Consider the following 23,136-nt stretch of genomic DNA (forward strand, 5'->3'; position numbering starts at 1 on the left):
CCTTACCGGAACGGTGGTTCGTTGAAGGCGCGCAGCTTGCGACTGTGCAGCTTCGCGCCCTGTTGCCGCAGCAACTCGCAGGTCATCAGGCCGACGCGCAGATGCCCCGCGATCGCCTCCTCATAAAAGCGGTTCGCCTGGCCCGGCAATTTCAGTTCGCCGTGGATCGGCTTGTCCGACACGCAGAGCAAAGTGCCATAGGGGACGCGGAAGCGATACCCCTGCGCCGCGATCGTCGCCGACTCCATGTCGATGCCAACGGCGCGCGACAGGCTGAAGCGCAGGGCGGAACTGGAATAGCGCAATTCCCAGTTGCGATCGTCGGTGGTGACGATCGTGCCGGTGCGGAGCCGCCGCTTGAAATCTTCAGGGTCGCCGCCGCCCAGCACGGTTTCGGCGGCACTCGCCATCGCCACCTGAACCTCCGCGATGGCGGGCACGGGAATTTCCGGTGGCAGCATCGCGTCGAGCACATGATCGTCGCGCAGATAGGCGTGGGCGAGCACATAGTCGCCGATCCGCTGGCTGGGGCGAAGGCCGCCGCAATGGCCGATCATCAACCAGGCTTCGGGACGGATCACCGCCAGATGATCGCAGATCGTCTTGGCGTTGGAGGGGCCAACGCCGATATTGACGAGCGTGATGCCGCTGCGGTCGGGGGCGATCAGATGATAGGCGGGCATCTGATGCTTGCGCCAGGCGCTGTCGGCGATCATGCGCGCCGGGTCGGCGGTCTCCGGCGTCACATAGACTCCGCCGGCTCCTGACAGCGCGGTGAAGCGGCTGCCCTCGCGCTTCAATTCGCCGCAAGCCCAGTCAACGAACTCATCGACATAGCGGTGATAGTTGGTGAACAGGATATAATGTTGGGCATGTTCGGGGGGCGTGCCGGTATAATGTTTGAGCCGCGCCAGCGAAAAATCTGTGCGTAATCCGTCGAATAATGCCAACGGCCGATCTCCGTCCGCATCGGGTGTGAACAGGCCGTCTGCGATCTCGTCGCCGATCTCCGCCAGTTCGGTCGCGGGAAAATGGCGCGCCAGTTCGGTGGGCGGGATGCCGTCAAGCGCGCTCATGTCCAGCCCGTCCAGCACATAAGGAAACGGGATCGGCTGGTTGCTCAGATCGACTTCGACCTCCACGCCATAATCGCGCACCAGCAGGTCGATCTGTTCGGCAAGATAGGTGGCGAACATCGCCGGGCGCGTGATCGTCGTGACATAGCGGCCCGGACGGGACAGGCGGGCGAACGATCGCCCCGGCGGCGGTGCGTCATTATCGCCATGATGCAGGATGCGCAGTTCGGGATAGCAGAACAGCCGGTCGCGCGCCGCCTCCGCACCGGGCACGCTGCCGTCGCGGGCGTAGGCGCGCATCGCGTCGCGCAGATTTTCTATGGACGTCCGATAGATCCGGTCGAGTTGCGCGACGATGCCGCTGCCGATGCTTTCCGTCATCGCTCCTTGCTATCGCAGAGTGATGACGGAAGGAAGGCGGCTGTGGTTACAGTTGCTCCAGCATATGGTCGGCGGAGGAAATCTTGTAGTCGCCGGGCGCTTCGACATTAAGCTGTTCGACCACGCCGTCCCGGACGATCATCGAAAAGCGCTGGCCCCTGTTGCCCATGCCGAACTTGCTGCCATCCATGGTCAGGCCCAGCGCATCGACAAAATCGCCATTACCATCGGCCAGCATCGTGACCGCGCCGTCCGCGTTAGCCGACTGGCCCCATGCCCCCATCACGAACACATCGTTGACCGCGGTGCAGGCGATTTCGTCCACGCCGCGTTCCTTGAGCGCCTGCGCCTTTTCCACGAATCCGGGCAGGTGCCGGGCCGAACAGGTGGGCGTGAAGGCGCCGGGAACCGAAAAAAGCGCGACCGTGCGACCGGCGAAATAATCGTCCGAAGCGACCGGCTCCGGCCCATTGTCGGTCATCGTCATGAATGTCGTGACGGGAAGGCGATCGCCTTTGGCTATGGTCATCTGTGTCTCCTGAATACCAAGTGGCCCGGAGGTCGTGGCTTGGGGTGCCGCTGTCAAGGCGTGGCGCGCGATTGCGGCGGCGGCTGGTCCTTGGCATCGGCCATTGCGAGGCTATATTCGCGGGATGGAACAGCCTCGCTTCTATTCCGGTCATTTCCTGCTGGCGCTTCCCGGCATGCGGGATGCGCGGTTCGATCATTCGGCGATCGCGCTTTGCTCGCATGACGAGGACGGCGCGCTGGGGATCGCGATCGGGCAGGAGATTGAGGGGCTGGGCCTGCGCGAACTGCTGGAAAGTTTCGACATTGTCGCCCCCGATCTGGTCGACCGGCCCGTGCTTCGCGGCGGCCCGATGGAGCCGCGTCGCGGCTTCGTGCTGCATTCGCTCGACTGGGGCGGGCAGGACGTGATGCAGGTCGGTGACAAATGGGCGCTGTCCGGCTCGCTCGATATCCTCAAGGCGATCGCGGAAGGACGCGGCCCGCGCCGCTATCAGGTGGCATTGGGCTATGCGGGCTGGGGCGCGGGGCAACTGGAGCAGGAGATGGCCGGCGATAGCTGGTTCCTGGCCGATGGCGACGCGAATCTGCTGTTCGATGGCAGGGCGTCGGGCCGATGGGCCGCAGCCTATGCCGCGTCGGGCATCGATCCGGCGCATCTTGTGGGCGGGCTGGGTTCAGCCTGACCAAGAGTCAGCCCCAACCGTACATAAAGAAAACTTTATATTGAGTTGCCTTGAGCGCCGGTGATTGGTAAAGGCCAAGCATCGCCGCCGCCGTCATGCGCGCGGTCCATGCAAATCTTAATGGAATGGAGACACGCTCGTGGCCACCGCAGCGCTCGAAAAAGATTATGTGATCGCCGACATCGCCCTTGCCGCGTTCGGCCGCAAGGAAATGGATATTGCCGAAACCGAAATGCCGGGCCTGATGGCGCTGCGCAAGGAATTCGGCGCATCGCAGCCGCTCAAGGGCGCGCGCATCACCGGATCGCTGCACATGACGATCCAGACCGCCGTGCTGATCGAGACGCTGACCGCGCTGGGCGCGCAGGTGCGTTGGGCGACCTGCAACATCTATTCGACACAGGACCATGCCGCCGCCGCTATCGCCGCGTCAGGCGTGCCGGTGTTCGCGATCAAGGGCGAGACGCTCGAAGAATATTGGGATTATGTGATCCGCATCTTCGACTGGGGGCAGGATGAAACCTGCAACATGATCCTGGACGATGGTGGCGACGCCACCATGTTCGCTTTGTGGGGCGCGCGGGTCGAAGCGGGCGAGGAACTGTTCACGCCCGGCAACGAGGAAGAGGAAATCTTCGTCGCGACGCTCAAGCGCTTTCTGGCCGAGCGTCCGGGATATCTGACCAAGACCGTCGCCACCATCAAGGGCGTATCGGAAGAGACGACCACCGGCGTCCATCGCCTGTATGAGCTGAGCAAGAAGGGCAAACTGCCTTTCCCGGCGATCAACGTGAACGACAGTGTCACCAAGTCAAAGTTCGACAATCTTTATGGCTGCAAGGAATCGCTGGTCGACGCGATCCGCCGTGCCACCGACGTCATGCTGGCCGGCAAGGTCGCCTGCGTCGCGGGCTTTGGCGATGTCGGCAAGGGGTCTGCCGCATCGCTGCGCAACGGCGGTGCGCGCGTGCTGGTGACGGAAATCGATCCGATCTGCGCGTTGCAGGCGGCGATGGAAGGCTATGAGGTCGTGACCATGGAAGAAGCGGCTACCCGCGCTGACATCTTCGTCACCGCGACCGGCAATGAAGCCGTGCTGACCGTCGATCATATGCGCGCCATGAAGAATATGGCGATCGTATCGAACATCGGCCATTTCGACAGCGAGATCGAGATTGCCGGCCTGTCCAACATGAAGTGGACCGAGATCAAGCCGCAGGTCGACGAGGTTGAATTCCCCGATGGTAAGAAGATCATCGTTCTGTCGAAGGGCCGTCTGGTGAACCTTGGCAACGCAACCGGCCATCCGAGCTTCGTCATGTCCTCCTCCTTCACCAATCAGGTGCTGGCGCAGATCGAACTGTGGACCGGCGGCGACAAATATAAGAACGACGTCTACGTCCTGCCCAAGCATCTGGACGAAAAGGTCGCCGAACTGCATCTCGAAAAGCTGGGTGTGAAGCTGACCAAGCTAAGCAAGAAGCAGGCGGATTATATCGGCGTGTCGGTCGATGGGCCGTTCAAGCCCGATCATTACCGCTACTAAACACCAAGCGGGGGAGCGGACTGTCCGCTCCCCCGCTTCCGGATCCGGGCGTTGTCCGGACTGAAAATGCGCATGGGCGCATCGCGGCGCTTCACGCTGACCCACAGTTGCGTTAGTTCCGGGGCATGACAGGTCGATACAGGGGCGAAACTGCCGGTTTGGCGAGGATGACGGCGTGATGTCACCGATCGCGGCCGTTGTGCTGGGCGTGATTCTCGCCGGCTGGCTGGGCGTCGCCATCTGGGCGCTCGCGACGGGGCAGAAGATGCGGCGCCAGGGTATGCAGGCGCAGGGCAAGCTCGACCGGCTGTCGTTGCTGCTGAATTCCGCGCCCGCCGCGCCCATCATCATTCATGCCGATGGGCGACTGGAGGCGGCGGACCGGCTTGCGCGCTGGCTTGGCAAGGATCGCCCGCCTTCTTTCCTGTCGGAATTGACTGCGGACGACAGCGGCCTTGAGCCGGAAGACGCCGCTGCGTTGGGGCAAGAGATCGCGGCCGCGCAGAAGGCGGGCAAGAGCTTTTCGTTGCCTGTGCGGGGCGCCGGATCATCCCGCCTGCTACTGGTGCGTGGCGCGCCCGCTGGTCCCGGCCTTGCGGACAGTGGCGGCGTGGTGCTGTGGATTTTCGACGCCACCGAAAGCCAGGCCGAAATTCAGGCGCTCAAGGCCGATGCGGGCCGTTATCGCGATGCGCTCGAAGCGCTGGCGGGGCTGGTCGAGGCAGCGCCCTTCCCAATGTGGCACCGTTCGGCCGATCTGCGCTTGCAGCTCGTCAACAGCGCCTATGTGCGGGCGGTCGACGCGCCCAGTGCCGCCGATGTGATCGCCCATGGCACCGAACTGGTGGAAGCCGTCAGCGGGCAGGGACCGGAAACGTCCGCCGCGCAGGCGCTGGAAGGGGACCTGCCGGTGGAAAGGCTGGTGCCCGCGACGATCGGTGGCGAACGGCGCACCATGCGGGTCGTGGACGTGCCGCTGGGGGACGCGGGCGTCGCGGGCTTTGCCATCGACCAGCATGAACTGGAGCAGGCGCGGCAGGAATATCGGCGGCTCGAAATGGCGCAACGCGACCTGCTCGACCGGCTGTCGGCGGGCGTCGCGCGTTTCGGTCCCGATCGGGCGCTGCGCTTCTGGAACCAGCCTTTTTCCAGCCTGTTCGCGCTCGACCCCGAACATCTCGCGGATTCGCCGCTGTTCGAGCGGGTGCTCGACCGCATGCGTGAGGCGCGCCGCTTGCCTGAACATCGCGACTTTCCCGCCTGGCGGGCGGAGCGGCGCGACTGGTTCCTGTCGCCCGATGCGCGCGAGGAAAACTGGCTGCTGGCCGACGGCACCCATTTGCGCGTCTATGCCCAGCCGTTGCCGGACGGCGGGCTGCTGCTGATCTTCGAAAACCGCACCGAGCAGGTACAGCTTTCGAGCGCGCGCGACACGCTGTTGCGGGTCCGCACCGCCACCTTCGACAATCTGTTCGAGGCGATCGGCGTGTTCGCCGCCGACGGCCGCCTGCAAATGTGGAACAGCCGGTTTCGGATCATCTGGGGCGCGAAGGAGGAGATGCTCGCGACGCATCCGCGCATCGACGAATTGATGCGGGCGGTGCAGGACAGCCTCGCTAAACCGCAGCAATCCAATCTGGTGCGCGAACTGGTGCGCGCCGCGACCATCGAGCGCAAGCAACGCACCGGGCAGGTCGGGTTCGCGGATGGCCGCATTTTCGAATTTGCCGCGATCCCGCTGCCCGATGGCAATGCGCTGTTCACGATGCTCGACATCACCGACAGCCGCCGCGCCGAACAGATGTTGCGCGACCGGAACGAAGCGCTGGAGCAGGCGGATCAGGTCAAGACCGCGTTCGTGACCAATATGAGCTATGAGCTGCGCACGCCGCTGACGACGATCGCGGGTTTCGCCGAAATGATGAGCGCGGGCTATGCGGGCGAATTGAGCGAGGCCGCGAACGACTATGTTCAGGGCATCCTCCAGAGCACCAATCGCCTGTCGATGCTGATCGACAATGTGCTGGACCTGACGCAGGGCGAGGCGGGGACGCTGCCGATCGAGCGTGCGCCGGTCGACCTTTCCGCGCTGGCGCGTGAGAGCGCGGCGCGGATCAAGGCGGACGCCGCAGCGAAGCAGATCGACCTTGCGGTTACGTTGCAGGATTCGCTGGGCATGGTTCAGGGCGATGCGCGCCGGATCGGGCAGGCGCTCGACCATTTGCTCGAAAATGCGGTGCGCTATTGCGGGCAGGGCGGCCGGGTGCTGCTGCATGGCGATGGCGGGGCGGAGAGTGCGCGGCTGGTCGTGTCCGACAATGGGCCGGGTATCGATCCGGCTCAGCGCGCCGCGATCTTCGATTCGCGGGCGCGTTCGGCGCAGGCGCGCAAAGGCGACCGGACGGCGATCGGCCTGCCGCTCGCCCGCCAGCTGGCGGAAGCGCATGGCGGCAGTCTGCAACTTGTGTCGGAACCGGGCGAGGGCACGATGGCGGTGATCGAATTGCCGCGTGGCTGAGCATATCCTGCATATCGCCGGTCCCGACGCGATGCTGGCGCTGGGCGCGCGGCTGGCCGTCCATGTACGGATCGGCGATGTGATCGCGCTGGAGGGCGGGCTGGGCGCTGGCAAGACGACGCTGGCGCGGGGTCTGCTGGCCGGACTTGGCCTTGCGGGGGAGGCGCCGAGTCCGAGCTTCGCTCTCGTCCAGCCCTACGATATTCCGGAGGTGCGGTTGCCGGTCGCTCATGTCGACCTCTATCGGCTTGATGACCCGCGAGAGGCGGAGGAACTGGCGCTCGACGACTATCTGCTCGACAGTGTGCTGGTCGTGGAATGGCCCGACCGGCTCGGCGAGCGGCTTTGGGCGCATGCGTTGCGCCTTGCCATCGAGATCGGGGCGGATGGCGCTCGACGCTTGACAGCAGGCGTACCGGACGGTTGGAGGGACAGATGGTCGCAGATATGATCCCGCCCGCCACCGCCGCCGCCTTCGTCGAAAAGGCGGGCTGGGGCCACGCCGCGATCGTGCCGCTGGCGGGCGACGCGTCCTTTCGCCGTTATTTCCGTGTGGTCGACGGCGCGCGCCGGGCGGTGCTGATGGATGCGCCCCCGCCGCATGAGGACCCACGCCCGTTTATCGCGATCGCGCGCCATCTGACCGGACAGGGCTTTGCCGCGCCGGAGATATTGGCGACCGACCTGGATGAAGGGCTGGTGCTGATCGAGGATTTCGGGGACGAGCGGCTGAAGGAGTATGTCGAGGCGCAGCCGCAGGAAGAGGAGGCGGTCTATCGTCGTGCCGTCGAACTTCTGGCCGATCTTCATGCCCGCCCCGCCGCCGATTTGCCCGCCTATGACCGCGCGGTCTATCAGCGCGAGGCGGGGCTGCTGACGGAATGGTTTTGCCCGGCCGCCGGGCTGCCGGTCGATGAGGCCGCCTACATCGCGGCATGGGACGCTGTTCTGCCGCTGGTGGAGCGGTCAGCGGTTTCGCCTGTGACCGTATTGCGCGACTATCACGCCGAAAATATCATGTTGATCGACCGGCCGGAGGCGCGCGGCCTTGGCTTGCTTGATTTTCAGGACGCGCTGGCCGGGCATCCGGCCTATGATCTCGTATCGCTGTTGCAGGACGCGCGCCGCGACGTTTCGCCCGAACTGGAAGCGGCGATGCTGGCCCATTATCGCGCCCTGGCCCGGCCTTCGGACGATTTCGAGGCGGCCTATGCGATTCTCGGCGCGCAGCGGAACGCCAAGATCATCGGCATCTTTATCCGCCTTTGGAAGCGCGACGGCAAGTCACGCTATCTGTCGTTCCTGCCGCGCATGTGGGATCTGTTGGAGCGTGATCTGGCGCATCCGGCGCTTGGCCCCGTGGCGGACTGGTTCGCGGCGAATATCCCCGTGAGCCGGCGGCATGATGCGCTGGAAGGCTTCGCGCCCGCATGATCGAAACGGCGATGCTGATGGCGGCGGGGCTGGGCAAGCGCATGCGTCCGCTCACGGCGACGCGCCCCAAGCCGCTGGTCAAGGTCGCGGGCAAGCCGCTGATGGATCATGCGCTGGACCGGCTGGAAGCGGGCGGCATCCGCAAGGTCGTGGTCAACGTCCATTATCTCGCCGATACGGTCGAGGCCCATCTGCGCACCCGCAAGGGCGGTATGGAATTTGTCATTTCCGACGAGCGGGCCAAGCTGCTGGAGACGGGCGGCGGCCTCGTCCATGCCGCGCCGCTGTTGGGGGATGCCCCATTCCTGTGCGCGAACAGTGACAATCTGTGGATCGACGGGCCGGTCGAGACATTGGCGATGATGCAGGGCATATGGGACCGGGCGCGCATGGACGCGTTGCTGCTGCTGGTCCCGCTGGCGCGCGCCAACTGCCATAGCGGTCCCGGCGATTTCCATATGGACGCCAATGGACGCCTGAGCCGGCGCAAGCAGGCGCATGTCGCGCCCTTTGTGTTTACCGGGGTTCAGATTTTCTCGCCGCGCCTGCTGGTAGACCCGCCAGCCGCCAGCTTTTCCACCAACGTCTTCTGGAACCGCGCGATCGAGGCGGGGCGTCTTTATGGCGTGTCGCATCAGGGCCTGTGGTTCGATGTCGGCACGCCGCAGGCCATCCCGGTGGTGGAGTCGATGCTCGCTTATGGGTGATCGGACGCGCCCCGCGCTGTTCAACATCCCGGCGCATCGCGCCTTTGCCGATTCGCTCGTCGCCGGCATCCTCGCGCGGCACGGCGGCAATCCGATGCGGCTGGCGCAGGGCCTGATCCTGCTGCCGAGCAATCGCGCCGTTCGCGCGGTGAGCGATGCTTTCGTGCGACGGTCGGAAGGCGGGCTGCTGCTGCCCCGCCTCGTCACGATCGGCGACCCCGATCTGGGTGAGCAGGTCGGCGGCGCGCTTGATCCGCTGGGCGAGGGCGAGGCGGTTCCGCCCGCCATTCCGCTCATGCGACGACAGATGATTCTCGCCCGCATGGTGCAGGAAGCCGGCACCGCGACGGGGCAGGCCATGGATGCGGGACAGGCGATCAAGCTGGGGCAGGCGCTGGGCGCGGTGCTGGACCAGATGCAGGTCGAGCGAATAGCGGCGAACGCGCTGGGTGGGCTGGAGCTGGACGGCGACCTGTCGCAACATTGGCAGTCGTCGCTTGCCCTGTTCGACATATTGATCGCGCGCTGGCCGGCGCAGTTGCAGCGGATCGGCATGATCGACCTCGCTGACCGGCGCAACCGGCTGTTCGATCGCCTTGCCGCGCGCTGGGCCGTGCAGCCGCCGCGCGGTTTCGTCGTGGCGGCGGCCATATCGATCACAGCGCCAGCGGTCGCCGGACTTTTGCGGGCTATCGCCCAGATGCCAAACGGTCAGGTCGTGTTCGCGGGCCTCGACCAGCATATGGACCAGGATGCGTGGGACAGCATCGGCCCGTTCGACGCCGACCCGGTGACGGGTCGTGTGCCGCCGGGCCATGAAACCCATCCCCAATATGCGCTCAAACGCCTGCTCGACCGGATGAGCGCGACCCGCGACGATGTGGCGCTGTGGCGCTGGGGCAGCGAGCATGATGCGCGCGCGGTGCGGGGGCGCAATATCTCGAACGCGATGCTGTCGCCGCGCCTGACGACCCGGTGGGGCGCGCTCAGGACCGCAGACCGCTCGCTCGCGGGAGTGGAGGCGCTGGAGGTCGCGACCGCCGGTGAGGAAGCGCAGGCGATCGCCATCGCGCTTCGGGAAGCGATGGAGGTTCCGGGGCGAACCGCCGCGCTGGTGACGCCGGACCGGCAGCTTGCGACGCGCGTATCGGCGCATCTGCGCCGCTGGGGCATCGAAGCGGACGACAGCGCGGGGCAGCCCTTGTCGCGCCTGCCGCCCGGCACGCTGCTGATCGCCATGGCGCAGGCGGCGGCCGAGCGGTTCGCGCCGGTGGCGCTGCTCACCCTGATCAAGCATCCGCTGGTGATGCGGGGCGAGCGGAGGCTGGAGTGGCTGGATGGCGTGCGTACGCTCGACATGATGCTGCGCGGACCGCGCCCGCAGGCGGGCCTCATCGGCATCGACATGCTGCTGGAAGCGCGCGAGGGCGAGGACCGGCAGCGCGACCTGCGCCAGCGGGTGCGCGACTGGTGGCCATGGGCGCGCGGCCTGATCGCGCCGCTGGAGGCGGCCTTCGCCGATGCGGGCGATCTGGCGGCGCAGTTCGCGGCGATCCGCGCGCATGCCGGGCCGCTGTCTGACGATGCGATCTGGGTAGGCCATCAGGGCCATGCCGCGGCCGATCTTTTCGCGGAGATCGAAACCGCCGCCGGGGAGGGGCCCCGACAGGCCGATCTGCGCGCGCTGCCCGCGCTGCTCGATCATCTGCTGAGCGGAGTCGCGGTGCGTCCGCCGCAGGGGGGGCATCCGCGCATCGCCATATTGGGCCTGATCGAAGCGCAGCTTGTGCAGGCCGATCTGATGATATTGGGCGGCCTTAACGAAGGCACTTGGCCGGGCCTCCCCGCGCCCGACCCGTGGCTCGCGCCCCGCATCCGGCGCGAGTTGGGCCTGCCGGGGCTGGAGACGCGCATCGGCCTTGCCGCGCATGATTTCGCGAGTGCGCTGGGCGCGCCGCAAGTGCTGATCACCCGTGCGCGGCGCGGCAGTGGCGGACCGGCGGTCGCCTCGCGTTTCTGGTTGCGATTGAAGGCGATGGCGGGCGCGCAATGGCGGCAGGCGTCGCATTATGGCGCGCTCGCAAAGTCGCTGGACCGGCCTGCGGCGCATTGGCCCGCCACGCGGCCGATGCCCAGCCCGCCCGCCTCGGTTCGCCCCCGGCTGATCCCGGTGACGGATGTCGATCGGTTAAAGGCCGACCCCTACGCCTTTTATGCGAAGCGAATCCTGCGGCTGGCCCGGCTCGATCCGGTCGATGCCGATGCAGGCCCCGCGTGGCGCGGCACGGCGGTGCACGATATCCTGCAACAATGGGCGGAAGCCGGAACCGGCGATCCGGCGTCGCTGGAAGCGCGGGCGCGCGCGATGTTCGACCGGCCCGAAGTGCATCCGCTGCTCCGGGCGCTATGGCAGCCCCGGCTGATCGAGGCGATTCGCTGGATCGCGGCGGAAGTTGCGGCGGATCAGGCGGCCGGGCGCGCCATATTGGCGGTCGAGCGCGAAGGGCGGACGACGATCGCGGACGTGACCCTGACCGGCAAGGCCGACCGGATCGACCGCATGCCCGATGGCACGATCGGCATCGTCGATTACAAGACCGGCAAGCCGCCGAGCGCGAAGCAGGTCCGGGGGGGGGTCGCGCTGCAACTCGGCCTGCTTGGCCTGATCGCGGAGGCGCAGGATGGCGGCTTTCCGGGCGTGGAGGGAGCAAAGCGCGCCGGCGCATTCGAATATTGGTCGCTCGCCAAGAAGGGCGACCAGTTCGGCTATCGCGAAAGCCCGGTCGATCCGCTGGGCAAACGGGACAAGATCGTCACCGCCGATTTCACGGCCTTCGTGCTCGACCAGTTTGTCGAGGTCGCCGGCAATTTCCTGACGGGCGACGCCGCCTTCACCGCGCAGGTCAATCCGGAGGTCGCCAATTATGGCGATTATGACCAGTTGATGCGGCTGGAAGAATGGTATGGCCGCGACGATGGCTAGGATCGCCGACCCCTTGAAGCGCATCGAAGGCGAACAGGCCACGGCTTCCATGCCGGATGCGCATGTTTGGCTGTCGGCATCGGCGGGCACCGGCAAGACCCATGTGCTGACGGCGCGTGTGTTCCGGCTGCTGCTCCAGGGCGTGCGGCCCGAAAATATCCTGTGCCTGACCTTCACCAAGGCGGGTGCGGCGGAGATGGCCGATCGCATCCACGACCGGCTCGCCGCCTGGGTGCAGATGGATGACAAGGCGTTGTTCGGTGATCTGGAAGCGCTGGGCGAGGATTCCGGGCCTGAGGCGCGGGCGAAGGCGCGCTGCCTGTTCGCCGAAGTGCTGGAATCGACCGGCGGCGGGCTGCGCATTCAGACCATTCATGGTTTTTGCCAGCAATTGCTGACAGCCTTTCCGCTGGAGGCGGGGCTAGCCCCCGGCTTCCGCCCGCTCGACCAGCGCGAACAGTCGACGCTGGCCCGGCAGGCGCTGGCCGACAGCGTCGTGCGCGCGCATGAGGAGGGCGATGCCGCCTATATGGAGGGGCTTCAGGCGCTGAGCCTGCGGCTGGGCGAGGGCGGGGCCGAGCAGTTTCTGATGCGCTGCGCGGGGCGGGCGGAGTCGCTGGACGGGCTGCCGTCGGAGATCGGGCCATGGCTGCTGCGCGAGCTGGACCTGCCGGACGGCGATATCGAAGCGCATATCGCCGCGCGCTGTGCCGACGATGCGTTCGACATGCGCTCGCTCGAATGGCTCGCGCGCGCGAATGCCGAATGGAACACGGGCCGCGCGCTGGAGCGGTGCGACCGGATCGCCGCCTGGCGGGCGCTGGATGCGACCGGGCGCGGAGCCGGGCTGGCCGAGCTGCATCGTGCGTGGGCCAAGGCCGATGGCGAAATCATTTCGGCCAAGGGCTGGGTTCCGCCGGTCGATGGCTATGGCGAAGCGGCGGCGCGGCTGCATTCGGCCTGCGCTGAACTCATCGATCTGCGCGTGCGTGCGGACTATGCGGCGTTGCTCGGCAAGGCGCTGCATGCGGGGCGGATCTATGCGCAGGCCTATGCGCAGGCGAAACACCTTGCCGGGGCGGTCGATTTCGACGATCTGATCGCCCGCACCGCCGCGCTGCTAGGGCAGGACGGCATCGCCGATTGGATTCGCTACAAGCTCGATCAGCGGGTCGACCACATATTGGTCGACGAGGCGCAGGACACCAATGTCGCCCAATGGCAGATCGTCGGCGCGCTGGCGGCGGAGTTTTTTGCTGGCGAAGGCGCGAAGGGCGAAAAGGTCCGCACGATCTTCACCGTGGGCGATTTCAAGCAGGCCATCTTCGGCTTTCAGGGGACCAGCCCGCAAGCGTTTGAGGCCGCGCAGATCGCGTTCCGGCGGCACGCCGAAAATGCGGGCCATGATTTTCACGACCTGTCGCTCGACCGCAGCTTTCGTTCGACGCCGGCGGTGCTCGACGTGGTCGATCGGACGATCGCGGGTCTCAATCCCCAACGCCTTGGCTATGGCGGCGGCGATGTCCGTCACATCAGCGCCAATCGCTTTCCCGGCGAAGTGCTGTTGTGGAAGCCCGTCGCCGCCGGCCTGACCGAAGATGCCGAAGGCGAGGAGGATTGGGCCGCCGATCAGGAGAGGGCGCTGGCCGCCAATATCGCTCGCCAGATCAAGAACTGGATCGACGCGGGCATGATGCTGGAAAGCAAGGGGCGGCCCGTGCGCCCCGGCGACATCATGATTCTGGTCCGAAGGCGCAGCGAACTGGCGCGGCTGATCGTGGCGCGACTCTATGAAGAGAAGGTCGCCGTTGCGGGGATCGACCGGCTGCGCCTCAATGCGCCGCTCGCGGTGCGCGACCTGCTGGCGGCTTTGCGCTTCGCGGTCCAGCCGGAGGATGATCTCAATCTGGCCGCGCTGCTCGTGTCGCCGCTGATCGGCTGGAGCCAGGACGAACTGATGGCCCATGCGATCGGCCGGCGGGGCGGGCTGTGGCGGCACATCAACCAGCGTGCCAACGAAGCGCGGCTCGCGCCGCTGCGCGCGCTGTTGGGGCAGGCGGATTTGACAACGCCCTATCGCTATCTGGAACAGCTATTGTCCGGCCCGATGGAGGGGCGGCGGCGGTTGGTCGAACGGTTGGGGGCCGAGGCGGTCGATCCGATCGAGGAACTGCTGAACGCGGCCATCGCATTCGACATGGACGATCATCCCTCGCTCCAGCGGTTCATCGACTGGTTCGACCGGGGCGAGGTGGATATCGTGCGCGACGCCGCCGCGCAGGGCGATGCGCTGCGGCTGCTGACCGTTCATGGTTCCAAGGGGCTTCAGGCGCCGATCGTGATCCTGGCCGATGCCTGTCTCGATCCCGACGCGGGCAACCGGGCGGCGTCGCTGGAATGGAACGACATGCCGATCCTGTCGCCGCGCAAGGCGGAGAAGGCCGGGCCTTTTGGTGCAATCGCCGATGCAGCGGCCGCGAGCGAGCGCGAGGAGCATTGGCGGCTGCTTTATGTGGCGCTGACCCGCGCGGAGGAAAAACTGGTGGTTGCAGGGTCCCTTGGCCCGCGCGCACGCGGCGAGGTGAAGCCCGAAAGCTGGTTTGCGGCGGTCGAAGCGGCGATGGAGAGTCTGGGCGCGGCGTGGGAGGCCGACCCGATCTGGGGCGCGCGTCGGCGATGGCTCGGGAGCGACTCGTTGCCGGTGCGTGCGCCGGACAAGAGCGTGGAAACACCCGAAAGCGACATTGCCGAACCCCAATGGCTGCGGCAACCCGCGCCGGTCGAGGCGCGCCCGCCGCGTCCGCTCGCGCCATCGGCGCAGGTCGAGGATGATGTGCCCTATCCGCCGCCGACCCCCGCGATGCGTCAGGCGGCCGAGCGCGGCCGGCTGCTCCATGCTCTGTTCGAGCGACTGCCCGATGTGCCGCCTGAGCGGCGCGTCGAGAGCGCGGGGCGATGGCTCGCGCAGCAGGGCGTGACGGATGCGGTTGAACGGGACGACATCGCCAGGCAGGCGCTGCGCGTCATCGAAGGGGCCGAATTCGCCGGGTTGTTTGGGCTGGACGCGCTGGCCGAAGCGCCGATCGCCGCTGTCGTCGGTCCATCGGTCATCGCGGGCACCGTCGATCGCCTGTGCATCGGTGACGATCTCGTCCAGCTGGTCGATTTCAAGACAGGCCGGGTCGCGCCACTGACGGCGCAGGAGGTCCCGATCGCGCATGTGCGCCAGATGGCCGCCTATGTCGCGGCGCTGGGCGTGATCTTCCCTGGCCGGCGGATCGAGGCGGGGCTGCTTTACACCAGCGCGCCCCGGCTCATCATTCTGCCCGACGATATGCTTGCGGCACACAAGCCGGGCTTTTCGGATGCACAGGACATTTTGTCGCGGCCGGACATTGAGCCGGAAGCATCCGCACCCTAGATCAGCGTCAACATAAGGAGATTATCATCATGGGCACCAAGGCAGTTACCGACCTGAGCTTCAAGGCCGACGTCATCGATTCCGACAAGCCGGTACTCGTTGATTTCTGGGCGGAATGGTGCGGCCCGTGCAAGATGATCGGCCCGGCTTTGGAGGAAATCTCCGACGAACTGGCCGACAAGGTGACGATCGCCAAGATCAACATCGACGAAAATCCGGACGCGCCCGGCAAATATGGCGTGCGCGGCATTCCGACGATGATCCTCTTCAAAAATGGCGAGGTCGCCGCGACCAAAGTCGGCGCCGCGCCCAAGAGCGCGCTCAAGGGCTGGATCGAAGGCGCTCTCTGAGAGGGACAGGTGGGCCTATGTGAGCGGGATCATCACCGTTTTCGCCTAGGCCGGCCGTTCGACCAAGCGGTCGTACCAGGCGCGAACGTTCGGCAGGTCGGGCCGGTCGACCACCAGCGAAAAATAGGTGTGGGCATAGATCCCCATGGGAACATCGCCGACGCCGAACGAGTCTCCCGACAGCCAAGCCTGACAAGCCAGCGCGCTATCGAGCATCGTCATCGCCTTGTTCGTCTTGCCGACTGAAGCGGCAATCGCGTCAGTATCGCGCTCGTATGGCGAACGGCGGACGAGATTGACGAAAAGATCACGCTGCGCGTCTGCGAAGCTGAATTGCTAGTCCATCCACCGATCCGCCAGCGCGCGGGCAACCGGGTCGGCGGGCCACATCGCCACCGGCGCATGCGTAACGCAGGATCGCATTGGATTCTCACAGCACCAGCCCGTCATCCTCGATCGTCGGGATCAGCGCATTGGGATTGCGCGCCAGATAGGCGTCGTCCATGCTGAACGCCCCGCCGACATCATAACGCCGATAGGGCAGGCCGATTTCGCTTGCGAACCACGCCACTTTCTTGACGTTATGGGAATTGAGGCGCCCCCAGATCGTCAGCATCATTGCATCCTCCGGTCACCTTGCCGCGAACAGGATGCCCGCCGCCTTGTCCCACATGCGCGGCGATGATGCGCCCAGCAGGCCCCGACGCAGATCGCCGACCCGATAGGGCGATCCGTCGAGCCGCTGGCATAGGCCGCCGGCTTCGTTCAGGAACAATGTGCCCGCCGCGTGGTCCCAGGGGAGCGTGCGGGCGAACACGGATATGTCGTTCTGGCCCAGCGCCAGTCGGGGATATTGTTCGGCCGCGCAGCGCGGGATATCCACCAGTGCGAAAGCGCCTTCTGCTCGCCGCCCTATGTCCGCGCGCTCGTCGGGCGTCATGAAATAGACGGCGAGCGCTGCGATGGGCAGGGCGGCGCCGCTTTCCCGCGCGATGATGCGCTCGCCATCGATATGGCTGCCGCCGCCGAGCATCGCGTGGCAGAGGCGACCGCTCAGCGGATCGAGAATCCACCCCGCCAGCGTCGATCCGCCGTCCGTCAGCGCGATCATGATGCCAAAGGGTGGCCGCCCGGCGGCGAAATTGCCGGTGCCGTCGATTGGATCGATGATCCAGTTGAGACCCTCGCCCGCCCGCTCCAGGATCGCCGGATCGGCGGCGCAGGCTTCCTCGCCGATGATCCGGGCTTCGGGCAGGATCGCGGCCAGTCCTTCGGCGAGGCGGAGTTCGCTTTCCTTGTCGGCGATGGTGACGAAATCGTCCGCCGCCTTTTCGCTGATCTCGTCCGAGGAGAGATTCTGGTAGCGCGGCATGACGATGTCGTGCGCGACTTGCCGCATCAGCGCCGCGACGGGAGCATGAAGCGCCAGCGTCATCAGCTGCGATAGTCGGCGTTGATGGAAATATAGCCGTGCGTCAGATCGCAGGTCCACACCGTCGCGCGTCCCTCGCCAAGCCCCAGATCGACGCCGATGACGATGTCCTGCCCTTTGAGATGCGCGGCGACGGGCGCTTCGTCATAGCCTTCGACCGCGAGGCCCGCCGATGCGACCTGCGTCGCGCCGAAGCGGATCGCCAGCCGGTCGCGGTCGGCTGGCTCGCCTGCCTTGCCGACCGCCATGACGACGCGGCCCCAATTCGCATCCTCTCCGGCGATGGCTGTCTTGACCAGCGGCGAATTGGCGATCGACAGCGCGATGCGGTGCGCGCTTGCGTCGCTGTCCGCACCCTCCACCTGGATTTCGATGAATTTGGACGCGCCTTCGCCGTCACGCACGACCAGATGGGCGAGTTGACGGCACAGGTCCAACAACGCCGCCTGGAATGCATCCGCGCCCGGATCGTCGAAACTCGCCAGTGGGACATTCCCCGCCTTGCCGGTGGCGAAGGCCAGCACGGTGTCGCTGGTCGAGGTATCGCTATCGACGGTGATACAGGAAAATGTACGTTTGTTGGCGGCAGACAGCATCGCTTGCAGCAGGGCTGACTCGATCGCCGCGTCGGTGAAGATATAGCCCAGCATGGTCGCCATGTCGGGCGCGATCATGCCCGATCCCTTGATGATGCCGACCAGTTCGACGCGCGTGTCCCCCAGCATCGCCGAAACATGCGCGCCCTTGGCATAGGTGTCGGTAGTGCCGATGGTCGTGGCGGCGGCTTCCCAGTCGCACGCCGTGGTCGCGAATGCGGCGTCCAGCCCGGCCTCCGCCTTGTCGATGGGCAGCGGCACGCCGATCACCCCGGTCGAGGACATGAATATGTCCGACGGGAGGCAGGACAGATGATTGGCGACGCGCGCGGCGATCGCTTCGACCGCGGCACGCCCGCGATGTCCAGTAAAGGCGTTCGCATTACCGGCGTTGACCACCAGCGCACGCGCCGACCCCAGCGGTAACGCCTCGCGGCACCATTCCACTTCGGGCGAAGGGCATTTGCTCTGCGTCGTGACGCCAGCGACCGTAGTGCCGGGCGAAAATTCGACATAGGTCAGGTCGCAGCGATCCCAATTCTTGTACCGCGCCCTGGCGACGCGGGCCGTCGCGCCTGCGATGGACGGAAGAGGGGGGAAGACGGCGGGGGCGAGGGGGGAGCGCTGAGTCATGCTTTGCCGATTAGCGCAAATGGCTCACCGGTCAACGCGCCACTGGCGCGTCGCTCGCCAGCCGCGTGGCCCGAACATACAGCCGCCCCACGCCATCGGGTATGGCGACCATGCGATAGGCGCGGGCGCGGGCATAGGCGATCAGGCCGTCATCGGGCCGCAGCGGCATCTTGCGCGTGCCCCCTTCATAGCCGACGAGAATGGCGGCGGGAGGGTTGCGATCCAGGTCGGGGAGGGTGGCGGGCGTCAGTATCTTGAGCGCGCGAGCCTGTGCTTCGGTCAACGATGCGCCCGTGCGATACACGAACGGACCTGCCGCCAGCCGGGGATCGAGGCTAAGGCCACTGTCGATTATCTGCTGCGGTGAAAGGGTCGCCACTGGACCGCCGGGCACGTTGCGCACCATGTCGCCAGCCCAGTGCGCGACCTTTGTGGTTTCCAGCATCGGCGATCCGTTGCGCGCCATCGCCATGAGGTCCCGGCTCGATTCATAAAGGCCGGGAATGGCCGCGAGCGCCAGCAATCCTAGGACCGACTCCCGCGCGGCAAAGCGCCATTGCCGCGCATCGTCGAGAAAATAGCCCAGCGCCAGCGCCAGTGGTGGCAGCAAAGGCGCAAGATACTGAACATGGGTCGGCGTGGGAATGGCCGCGCCCGCGAGACCGCCAGCGACCATCCAGATGGCTAGGCGTCGTCCCGGCGAACGGACGCGATGGCGCGTCGCCCACCAGTTGCCGACGAGCAGCAGCAAGGCGACCAGCGCCGGGCCGGTGGCGAGATATTTGAGCAGGTCCGCGACCTTCTCGGCTAGGTTCAATTCGCCGCCCATGCCGTTCGCGGCGTACCAGGCGAAGGGGCTGGTCGCGGCAAAGGTGACGACTCCGTATAGGAATGTACCGGGCATGAGGCTCCATGCGATCGCCATCGGCATTAGCCCGGCGCATCCGCCCAACGCCAGCAGGCAGGCGGGCCTCATGCCCCGACGGCCGCCCGCCGTCAGCGCAAACAGCCCCACGGCGATCGCCAGCGGCGCGAACGAGAGTTTCGCCGATATGGCAAGGCCAAAGGCGGAGCCTGAAGCGATCCAGTAGGCGGGACGGCAATGGCGTAACGCCAGCAGGGCCGCTGCCATGCCCATGGCCGAAAACATTGTTGGCAGCATGTCGTTGCGCACCACGCTGGCGGTAAACTGGAACGCGGCGGTGGCCGCCATCAGCAGGGTGGCGAGCGCTGCGCTGTCCCGCGACACCCCGGCGATCCGCTGTGCCGCCATCAACAGGGCGAGTACGCTCAATGCGAGGACAGCGGTCGCCAGCCGCATGGCGATGACCATATGCGACGGAAACGCCCAGGCGAGCGGCGCGAAGGTCCAGGCGTGCAGGGGCGGCTGAAGATAAAGGAAATCGCGGAACAGCGTCATGTGACCGCTGAAATAGGCGCCCGCGATATACTGGCTTTCGTCATGGTCGAACGGGGTGGCGATCGCCGTCAATCCGAACCACAAGGTCAGGGCGAGAGCGAGAAGGATGGTCAGCGGAATGGTGCGTCCGCCCGCCGGCGCCCAGGATAATGAACGATACACTGTCAAAGTCCCTTCCGCCGCGCCTTCTGGCGGAGACCTATGCCCCTGCCAAGCCAGGTGGCCCGGCAGCGGGATCGTCTCGTCGTCAGGACGGTGCCGCTCGGCGAAAACCGCCTCGCACGAGTGGCGCTCTCGTTGCGAGGCTGCGCTCTGATTGACTAAAGCCGGCGCGGTCCCTAAATCGCCGCGCATGTCCGTGCGTGCTCTCCAGAAGGGGCGCGCATCCCCATTTTGTCAGGAATTTGCATGTTCGGCGCACTCGCCAAATCCATTTTCGGATCGTCCAACGAGCGTTACGTCAAGTCGCTGGGCCGGATCGTCGAACGCATCGCCTCTTTCGAAGAGACCATCGCCCCGCTGTCGGACGAGGATCTGGCGGCACAGACCGTCAAATTCCGTGCCCGGCTCGCCAATGGCGAAACGCTGGACGACATCCTGCCCGAAGCCTTCGCCACCGTGCGGGAGGCGGCGAAGCGCACGCTCGGCCAGCGTCATTATGATGTGCAGATGATCGGCGGCATCGTGCTGCACCGGGGCGAAATCGCCGAGATGCGGACGGGCGAGGGCAAGACGCTGGTCGCGACGCTCGCCACCTATCTCAACGCGCTGGAGGGGAAGGGCGTCCACGTCGTCACCGTCAACGACTATCTGGCGACGCGCGACTGCGAATGGATGGGGCAGGTCTATCGCTTCCTGGGTCTGACCACCGGCGTTATCGTGCCCAATATCTCCGAAGATGAGCGCCGCGCCGCCTATGCCGCCGACGTCACCTATGCGACGAATAACGAGCTTGGCTTCGACTATCTGCGCGACAATATGAAATATGACCGCGCTTCTATGGTGCAGCGGCCGTTCAATTTCGCGATCGTCGATGAGGTCGATTCGATCCTGATCGACGAGGCGCGCACGCCGCTCATCATTTCCGGGCCGACCGACGACAAGTCGGAACTCTATGTTTCGGTCGATGCGATCGTGAAGCAGCTCGTCGATGCGGATTATGAAAAGGACGAGAAGCAGCGCACCGTCACTCTGACCGAGGACGGCACCGAAAATATCGAGCGGCTGCTGGAGGATGCGGGGCTGCTTCAGGGCAGCAACCTTTATGATTTCGAAAATACGCAGGTCGTCCATCATGTGAACCAGGCGCTGCGCGCGGTCGTGATGTTCCGCCGCGACATCGATTACATCGTCAAGGACGGCAAGGTGATCATCATCGATGAATTCACCGGCCGCATGATGGACGGCCGCCGCTGGTCCGATGGCCTGCATCAGGCGGTGGAGGCCAAGGAAGGCGTCCAGATCGAGCCGGAGAACCAGACGCTCGCATCGGTGACGTTCCAGAATTATTTCCGCATGTACCCCAAGATTTCGGGCATGACCGGCACCGCGTCGACCGAAGCGACCGAATTCTTCGAAATCTACAAGATGAACGTCGTCACCATCCCGACCAACAAGCCGGTGCAGCGGGTAGACGAACAGGATAGCTTCTATAAAAATATCGAGGACAAGTTTCGCGGCATAGCGCGGACGATCAAGGAGCATGCGGAAAAGGGTCAGCCGGTCCTGGTCGGCACGGTATCCATCGAAAAGTCCGAAATGCTGTCGGAATTTCTCAATCAGGAATCTGTGCCGCATGCGGTGCTCAACGCCCGCTTCCATGAAAGCGAGGCGCATATCGTCGCGCAGGCGGGGCGCAAGGGCGTGGTGACGATCGCCACCAACATGGCGGGGCGCGGCACCGATATCCAGCTTGGCGGCAACCTGGAAATGCGGATCGAGGACGAACTGCGCGATGTGCCGGAAGGCGTGGAGCGTGACGCCGCGATCGAGCGCATTCGCGCCGAGATCGCCGTCGAAAAGGCGGAAGTGCTGGCGGCGGGCGGCCTGTTCGTGCTGGCGACCGAGCGGCACGAAAGCCGGCGCATCGACAATCAGCTGCGGGGCCGTTCGGGCCGTCAGGGTGATCCCGGCCTGTCGCGCTTTTACCTGAGCCTCGATGACGACCTGATGCGCATCTTCGGGCCGGACACGATGTTCGCCAAGATGATCCGGTCGAACCTGGAGGATGGCGAGGCGCTGCCTCCGTCCAAATGGCTGAGCAAGGCGATCGAGACCGCGCAGCGCAAGGTCGAGGCGCGCAACTACGACATCCGCAAGCAGGTCGTCGAATATGATGACGTGATGAACGATCAGCGCAAGGTGATCTACGAACAGCGCGCCGACATCATGGACGCCGACACGGTGGATGATGTCGTCACGGACATGCGGCATGAGACCGTGAACGATATCGTCGGAACGTCCTGTCCGCCCGGCACCTATCCCGAACAATGGGACGTCGCCGCGCTCAAGGCGAAGACGGCGGACATATTGGGCCTTGAGCCGGATATCGATGCCTGGCTCGCGGAGGACGCGGTCGACCCCGAAGGGATCGAGGAGCGCTTGTCCGCGCTGGCCGACGCGGCTGTGGCCGAAAAGATCGCCGACATTGACGAGCGCGACTGGCACGGCATCGAAAAGAGCATTCTGCTCCAGAGCCTGGACCATCACTGGAAAGAGCATCTTTCGACGCTCGATGCCCTGCGACAGGTGGTGCATCTGCGCGCCTATGCGCAAAAGACGCCGATCAATGAATATAAGCAGGAAGCCTTCGCCCTGTTCGAGCGAATGCTGGAAAATATCCGTGAGGATGTGACCGGATCAATTGCGCGCGTGCAGTTCCGCATGGACACGCCGATGCCCGAGTTCGACCTGCCGGTGCTTCCGGATTTCATCACGACGCACATCGATCCCTTCTCGGGCGAGGATGACAGCGCCGACCGGGATGCGGGGCAGGCGGGGATCATCACGACGACGATCCCGCGTCCGCCGGTCGGTGGGTTCGATGCGGGCGACTTCGCCAATCTCGACATCAGCCGCAACGCGCCATGCCCGTGCGGGTCGGGGCAGAAATACAAGCACTGTCACGGTGCGCTGAACTGATATCGACCAGAGGCCGCCCCGCAAGGGCGGCCTTTTTTGCATAATGGACTGCCCGCGACTCTTCCCCTCCCGAAGTTTCGCATTTCCATAGCCGTCCCGACCAGTGTGTCTGACGGGCCGGAAGCCTCCCAACGCATCGGAGGAAGGCAAATACGCCCTTGTTTGCTGGCGTTCTGTCTCGACTGACATTTTTCTGCAAAATAGTGTTTGACGCCTTCGGGTGATGGGCCTAGAGGGCTGTTCACCGGACGGGGCGCTGCCTACTGACAGCGCCTGGTACGGTC

General features: G+C 65.5%; 15 protein-coding genes and 1 pseudogene. 10 read left to right on the forward strand and 6 right to left on the reverse strand.

The window, feature by feature from the left end; translation table 11 throughout:
• Positions 1-2: 2 nt before the first annotated feature.
• Together ACODSN_RS10705 and ACODSN_RS10710 are read right to left on the reverse strand one after the other, a co-directional pair.
• Positions 3-1,457 carry an AMP nucleosidase gene (locus ACODSN_RS10705; RefSeq protein WP_489055221.1) on the reverse strand — a complete coding sequence of 485 codons (1,455 nt, stop codon included), beginning with the start codon at positions 1,455-1,457 and terminating at the stop codon, positions 3-5.
• A gap of 46 nt (positions 1,458-1,503) precedes the next feature.
• Complete coding sequence (locus ACODSN_RS10710) at positions 1,504-1,986, reverse strand: peroxiredoxin (protein ID WP_489055222.1); 483 nt, start codon at positions 1,984-1,986, stop codon at positions 1,504-1,506.
• Between the two features lie 124 nt (positions 1,987-2,110).
• Between ACODSN_RS10710 and ACODSN_RS10715 the strand changes: the two genes are divergently transcribed.
• From ACODSN_RS10715 to trxA, 9 genes are all read left to right on the forward strand, one after another.
• Positions 2,111-2,671 carry a YqgE/AlgH family protein gene (locus ACODSN_RS10715; protein WP_489055224.1) on the forward strand — a complete coding sequence of 187 codons (561 nt, stop codon included), beginning with the start codon at positions 2,111-2,113 and terminating at the stop codon, positions 2,669-2,671.
• Between the two features lie 139 nt (positions 2,672-2,810).
• Entirely contained in the window at positions 2,811-4,217 is a 1,407-nt protein-coding gene (gene ahcY, locus ACODSN_RS10720; RefSeq protein WP_489055226.1) for an adenosylhomocysteinase, read from the forward strand.
• A 178-nt stretch (positions 4,218-4,395) separates the two neighbouring features.
• Positions 4,396-6,735, forward strand: a complete 2,340-nt coding sequence (locus ACODSN_RS10725) for a PAS domain-containing sensor histidine kinase (protein WP_489055264.1) — start codon at positions 4,396-4,398, stop codon at positions 6,733-6,735.
• A gap of 31 nt (positions 6,736-6,766) precedes the next feature.
• Complete coding sequence (gene tsaE / locus ACODSN_RS10730; protein WP_489055266.1) at positions 6,767-7,186, forward strand: tRNA (adenosine(37)-N6)-threonylcarbamoyltransferase complex ATPase subunit type 1 TsaE; 420 nt, start codon at positions 6,767-6,769, stop codon at positions 7,184-7,186.
• Complete coding sequence (locus tag ACODSN_RS10735; RefSeq protein WP_489055268.1) at positions 7,183-8,169, forward strand: aminoglycoside phosphotransferase family protein; 987 nt, start codon at positions 7,183-7,185, stop codon at positions 8,167-8,169. The genes tsaE and ACODSN_RS10735 overlap by 4 nt, the downstream gene beginning before the upstream one ends.
• The gene (locus ACODSN_RS10740; RefSeq protein WP_489055228.1) at positions 8,166-8,876 is read left to right on the forward strand and encodes a nucleotidyltransferase family protein; all 711 of its coding nucleotides are present in this window, start codon (positions 8,166-8,168) and stop codon (positions 8,874-8,876) included. The genes ACODSN_RS10735 and ACODSN_RS10740 overlap by 4 nt, the downstream gene beginning before the upstream one ends.
• Positions 8,869-11,859, forward strand: a complete 2,991-nt coding sequence (gene addB / locus ACODSN_RS10745) for a double-strand break repair protein AddB (protein ID WP_489055230.1) — start codon at positions 8,869-8,871, stop codon at positions 11,857-11,859. Before ACODSN_RS10740 ends, addB begins: the two co-directional genes overlap by 8 nt.
• Positions 11,840-15,280 carry a double-strand break repair helicase AddA gene (gene addA, locus ACODSN_RS10750; RefSeq protein WP_489055232.1) on the forward strand — a complete coding sequence of 1,147 codons (3,441 nt, stop codon included), beginning with the start codon at positions 11,840-11,842 and terminating at the stop codon, positions 15,278-15,280. The genes addB and addA overlap by 20 nt, the downstream gene beginning before the upstream one ends.
• Positions 15,281-15,309: 29 nt before the next feature.
• Entirely contained in the window at positions 15,310-15,630 is a 321-nt protein-coding gene (trxA, locus tag ACODSN_RS10755; RefSeq protein ID WP_489055233.1) for a thioredoxin TrxA, read from the forward strand.
• Positions 15,631-15,675: 45 nt separating this feature from the next.
• On the opposite strand, the pseudogene ACODSN_RS10760 reads toward trxA, so the two are convergent.
• The 4 genes and pseudogenes from ACODSN_RS10760 to ACODSN_RS10775 form a co-directional block, all read right to left on the reverse strand.
• Positions 15,676-16,246, reverse strand: a pseudogene (locus ACODSN_RS10760) (glutathione S-transferase family protein).
• A gap of 15 nt (positions 16,247-16,261) precedes the next feature.
• The gene (locus tag ACODSN_RS10765) at positions 16,262-17,065 is read right to left on the reverse strand and encodes an inositol monophosphatase family protein (protein ID WP_489055235.1); all 804 of its coding nucleotides are present in this window, start codon (positions 17,063-17,065) and stop codon (positions 16,262-16,264) included.
• A complete protein-coding gene (gene argJ / locus ACODSN_RS10770; RefSeq protein ID WP_489055237.1) occupies positions 17,065-18,291 on the reverse strand; it encodes a bifunctional glutamate N-acetyltransferase/amino-acid acetyltransferase ArgJ in 1,227 nt (408 codons plus the stop codon). Before argJ ends, ACODSN_RS10765 begins: the two co-directional genes overlap by 1 nt.
• 31 nt (positions 18,292-18,322) lie before the next feature.
• Positions 18,323-19,873 carry a glycosyltransferase family 39 protein gene (locus ACODSN_RS10775; protein WP_489055239.1) on the reverse strand — a complete coding sequence of 517 codons (1,551 nt, stop codon included), beginning with the start codon at positions 19,871-19,873 and terminating at the stop codon, positions 18,323-18,325.
• Between the two features lie 246 nt (positions 19,874-20,119).
• On the opposite strand from ACODSN_RS10775, the gene secA reads away from it, so the two are divergent.
• On the forward strand, positions 20,120-22,852 hold the full coding sequence (gene secA, locus ACODSN_RS10780) for a preprotein translocase subunit SecA (RefSeq protein WP_489055241.1): 2,733 nt from the start codon (positions 20,120-20,122) through the stop codon (positions 22,850-22,852).
• Positions 22,853-23,136 lie beyond the last annotated feature (284 nt).

It is taken from the genome of Sphingobium sp. FG11, from assembly GCF_057809915.1.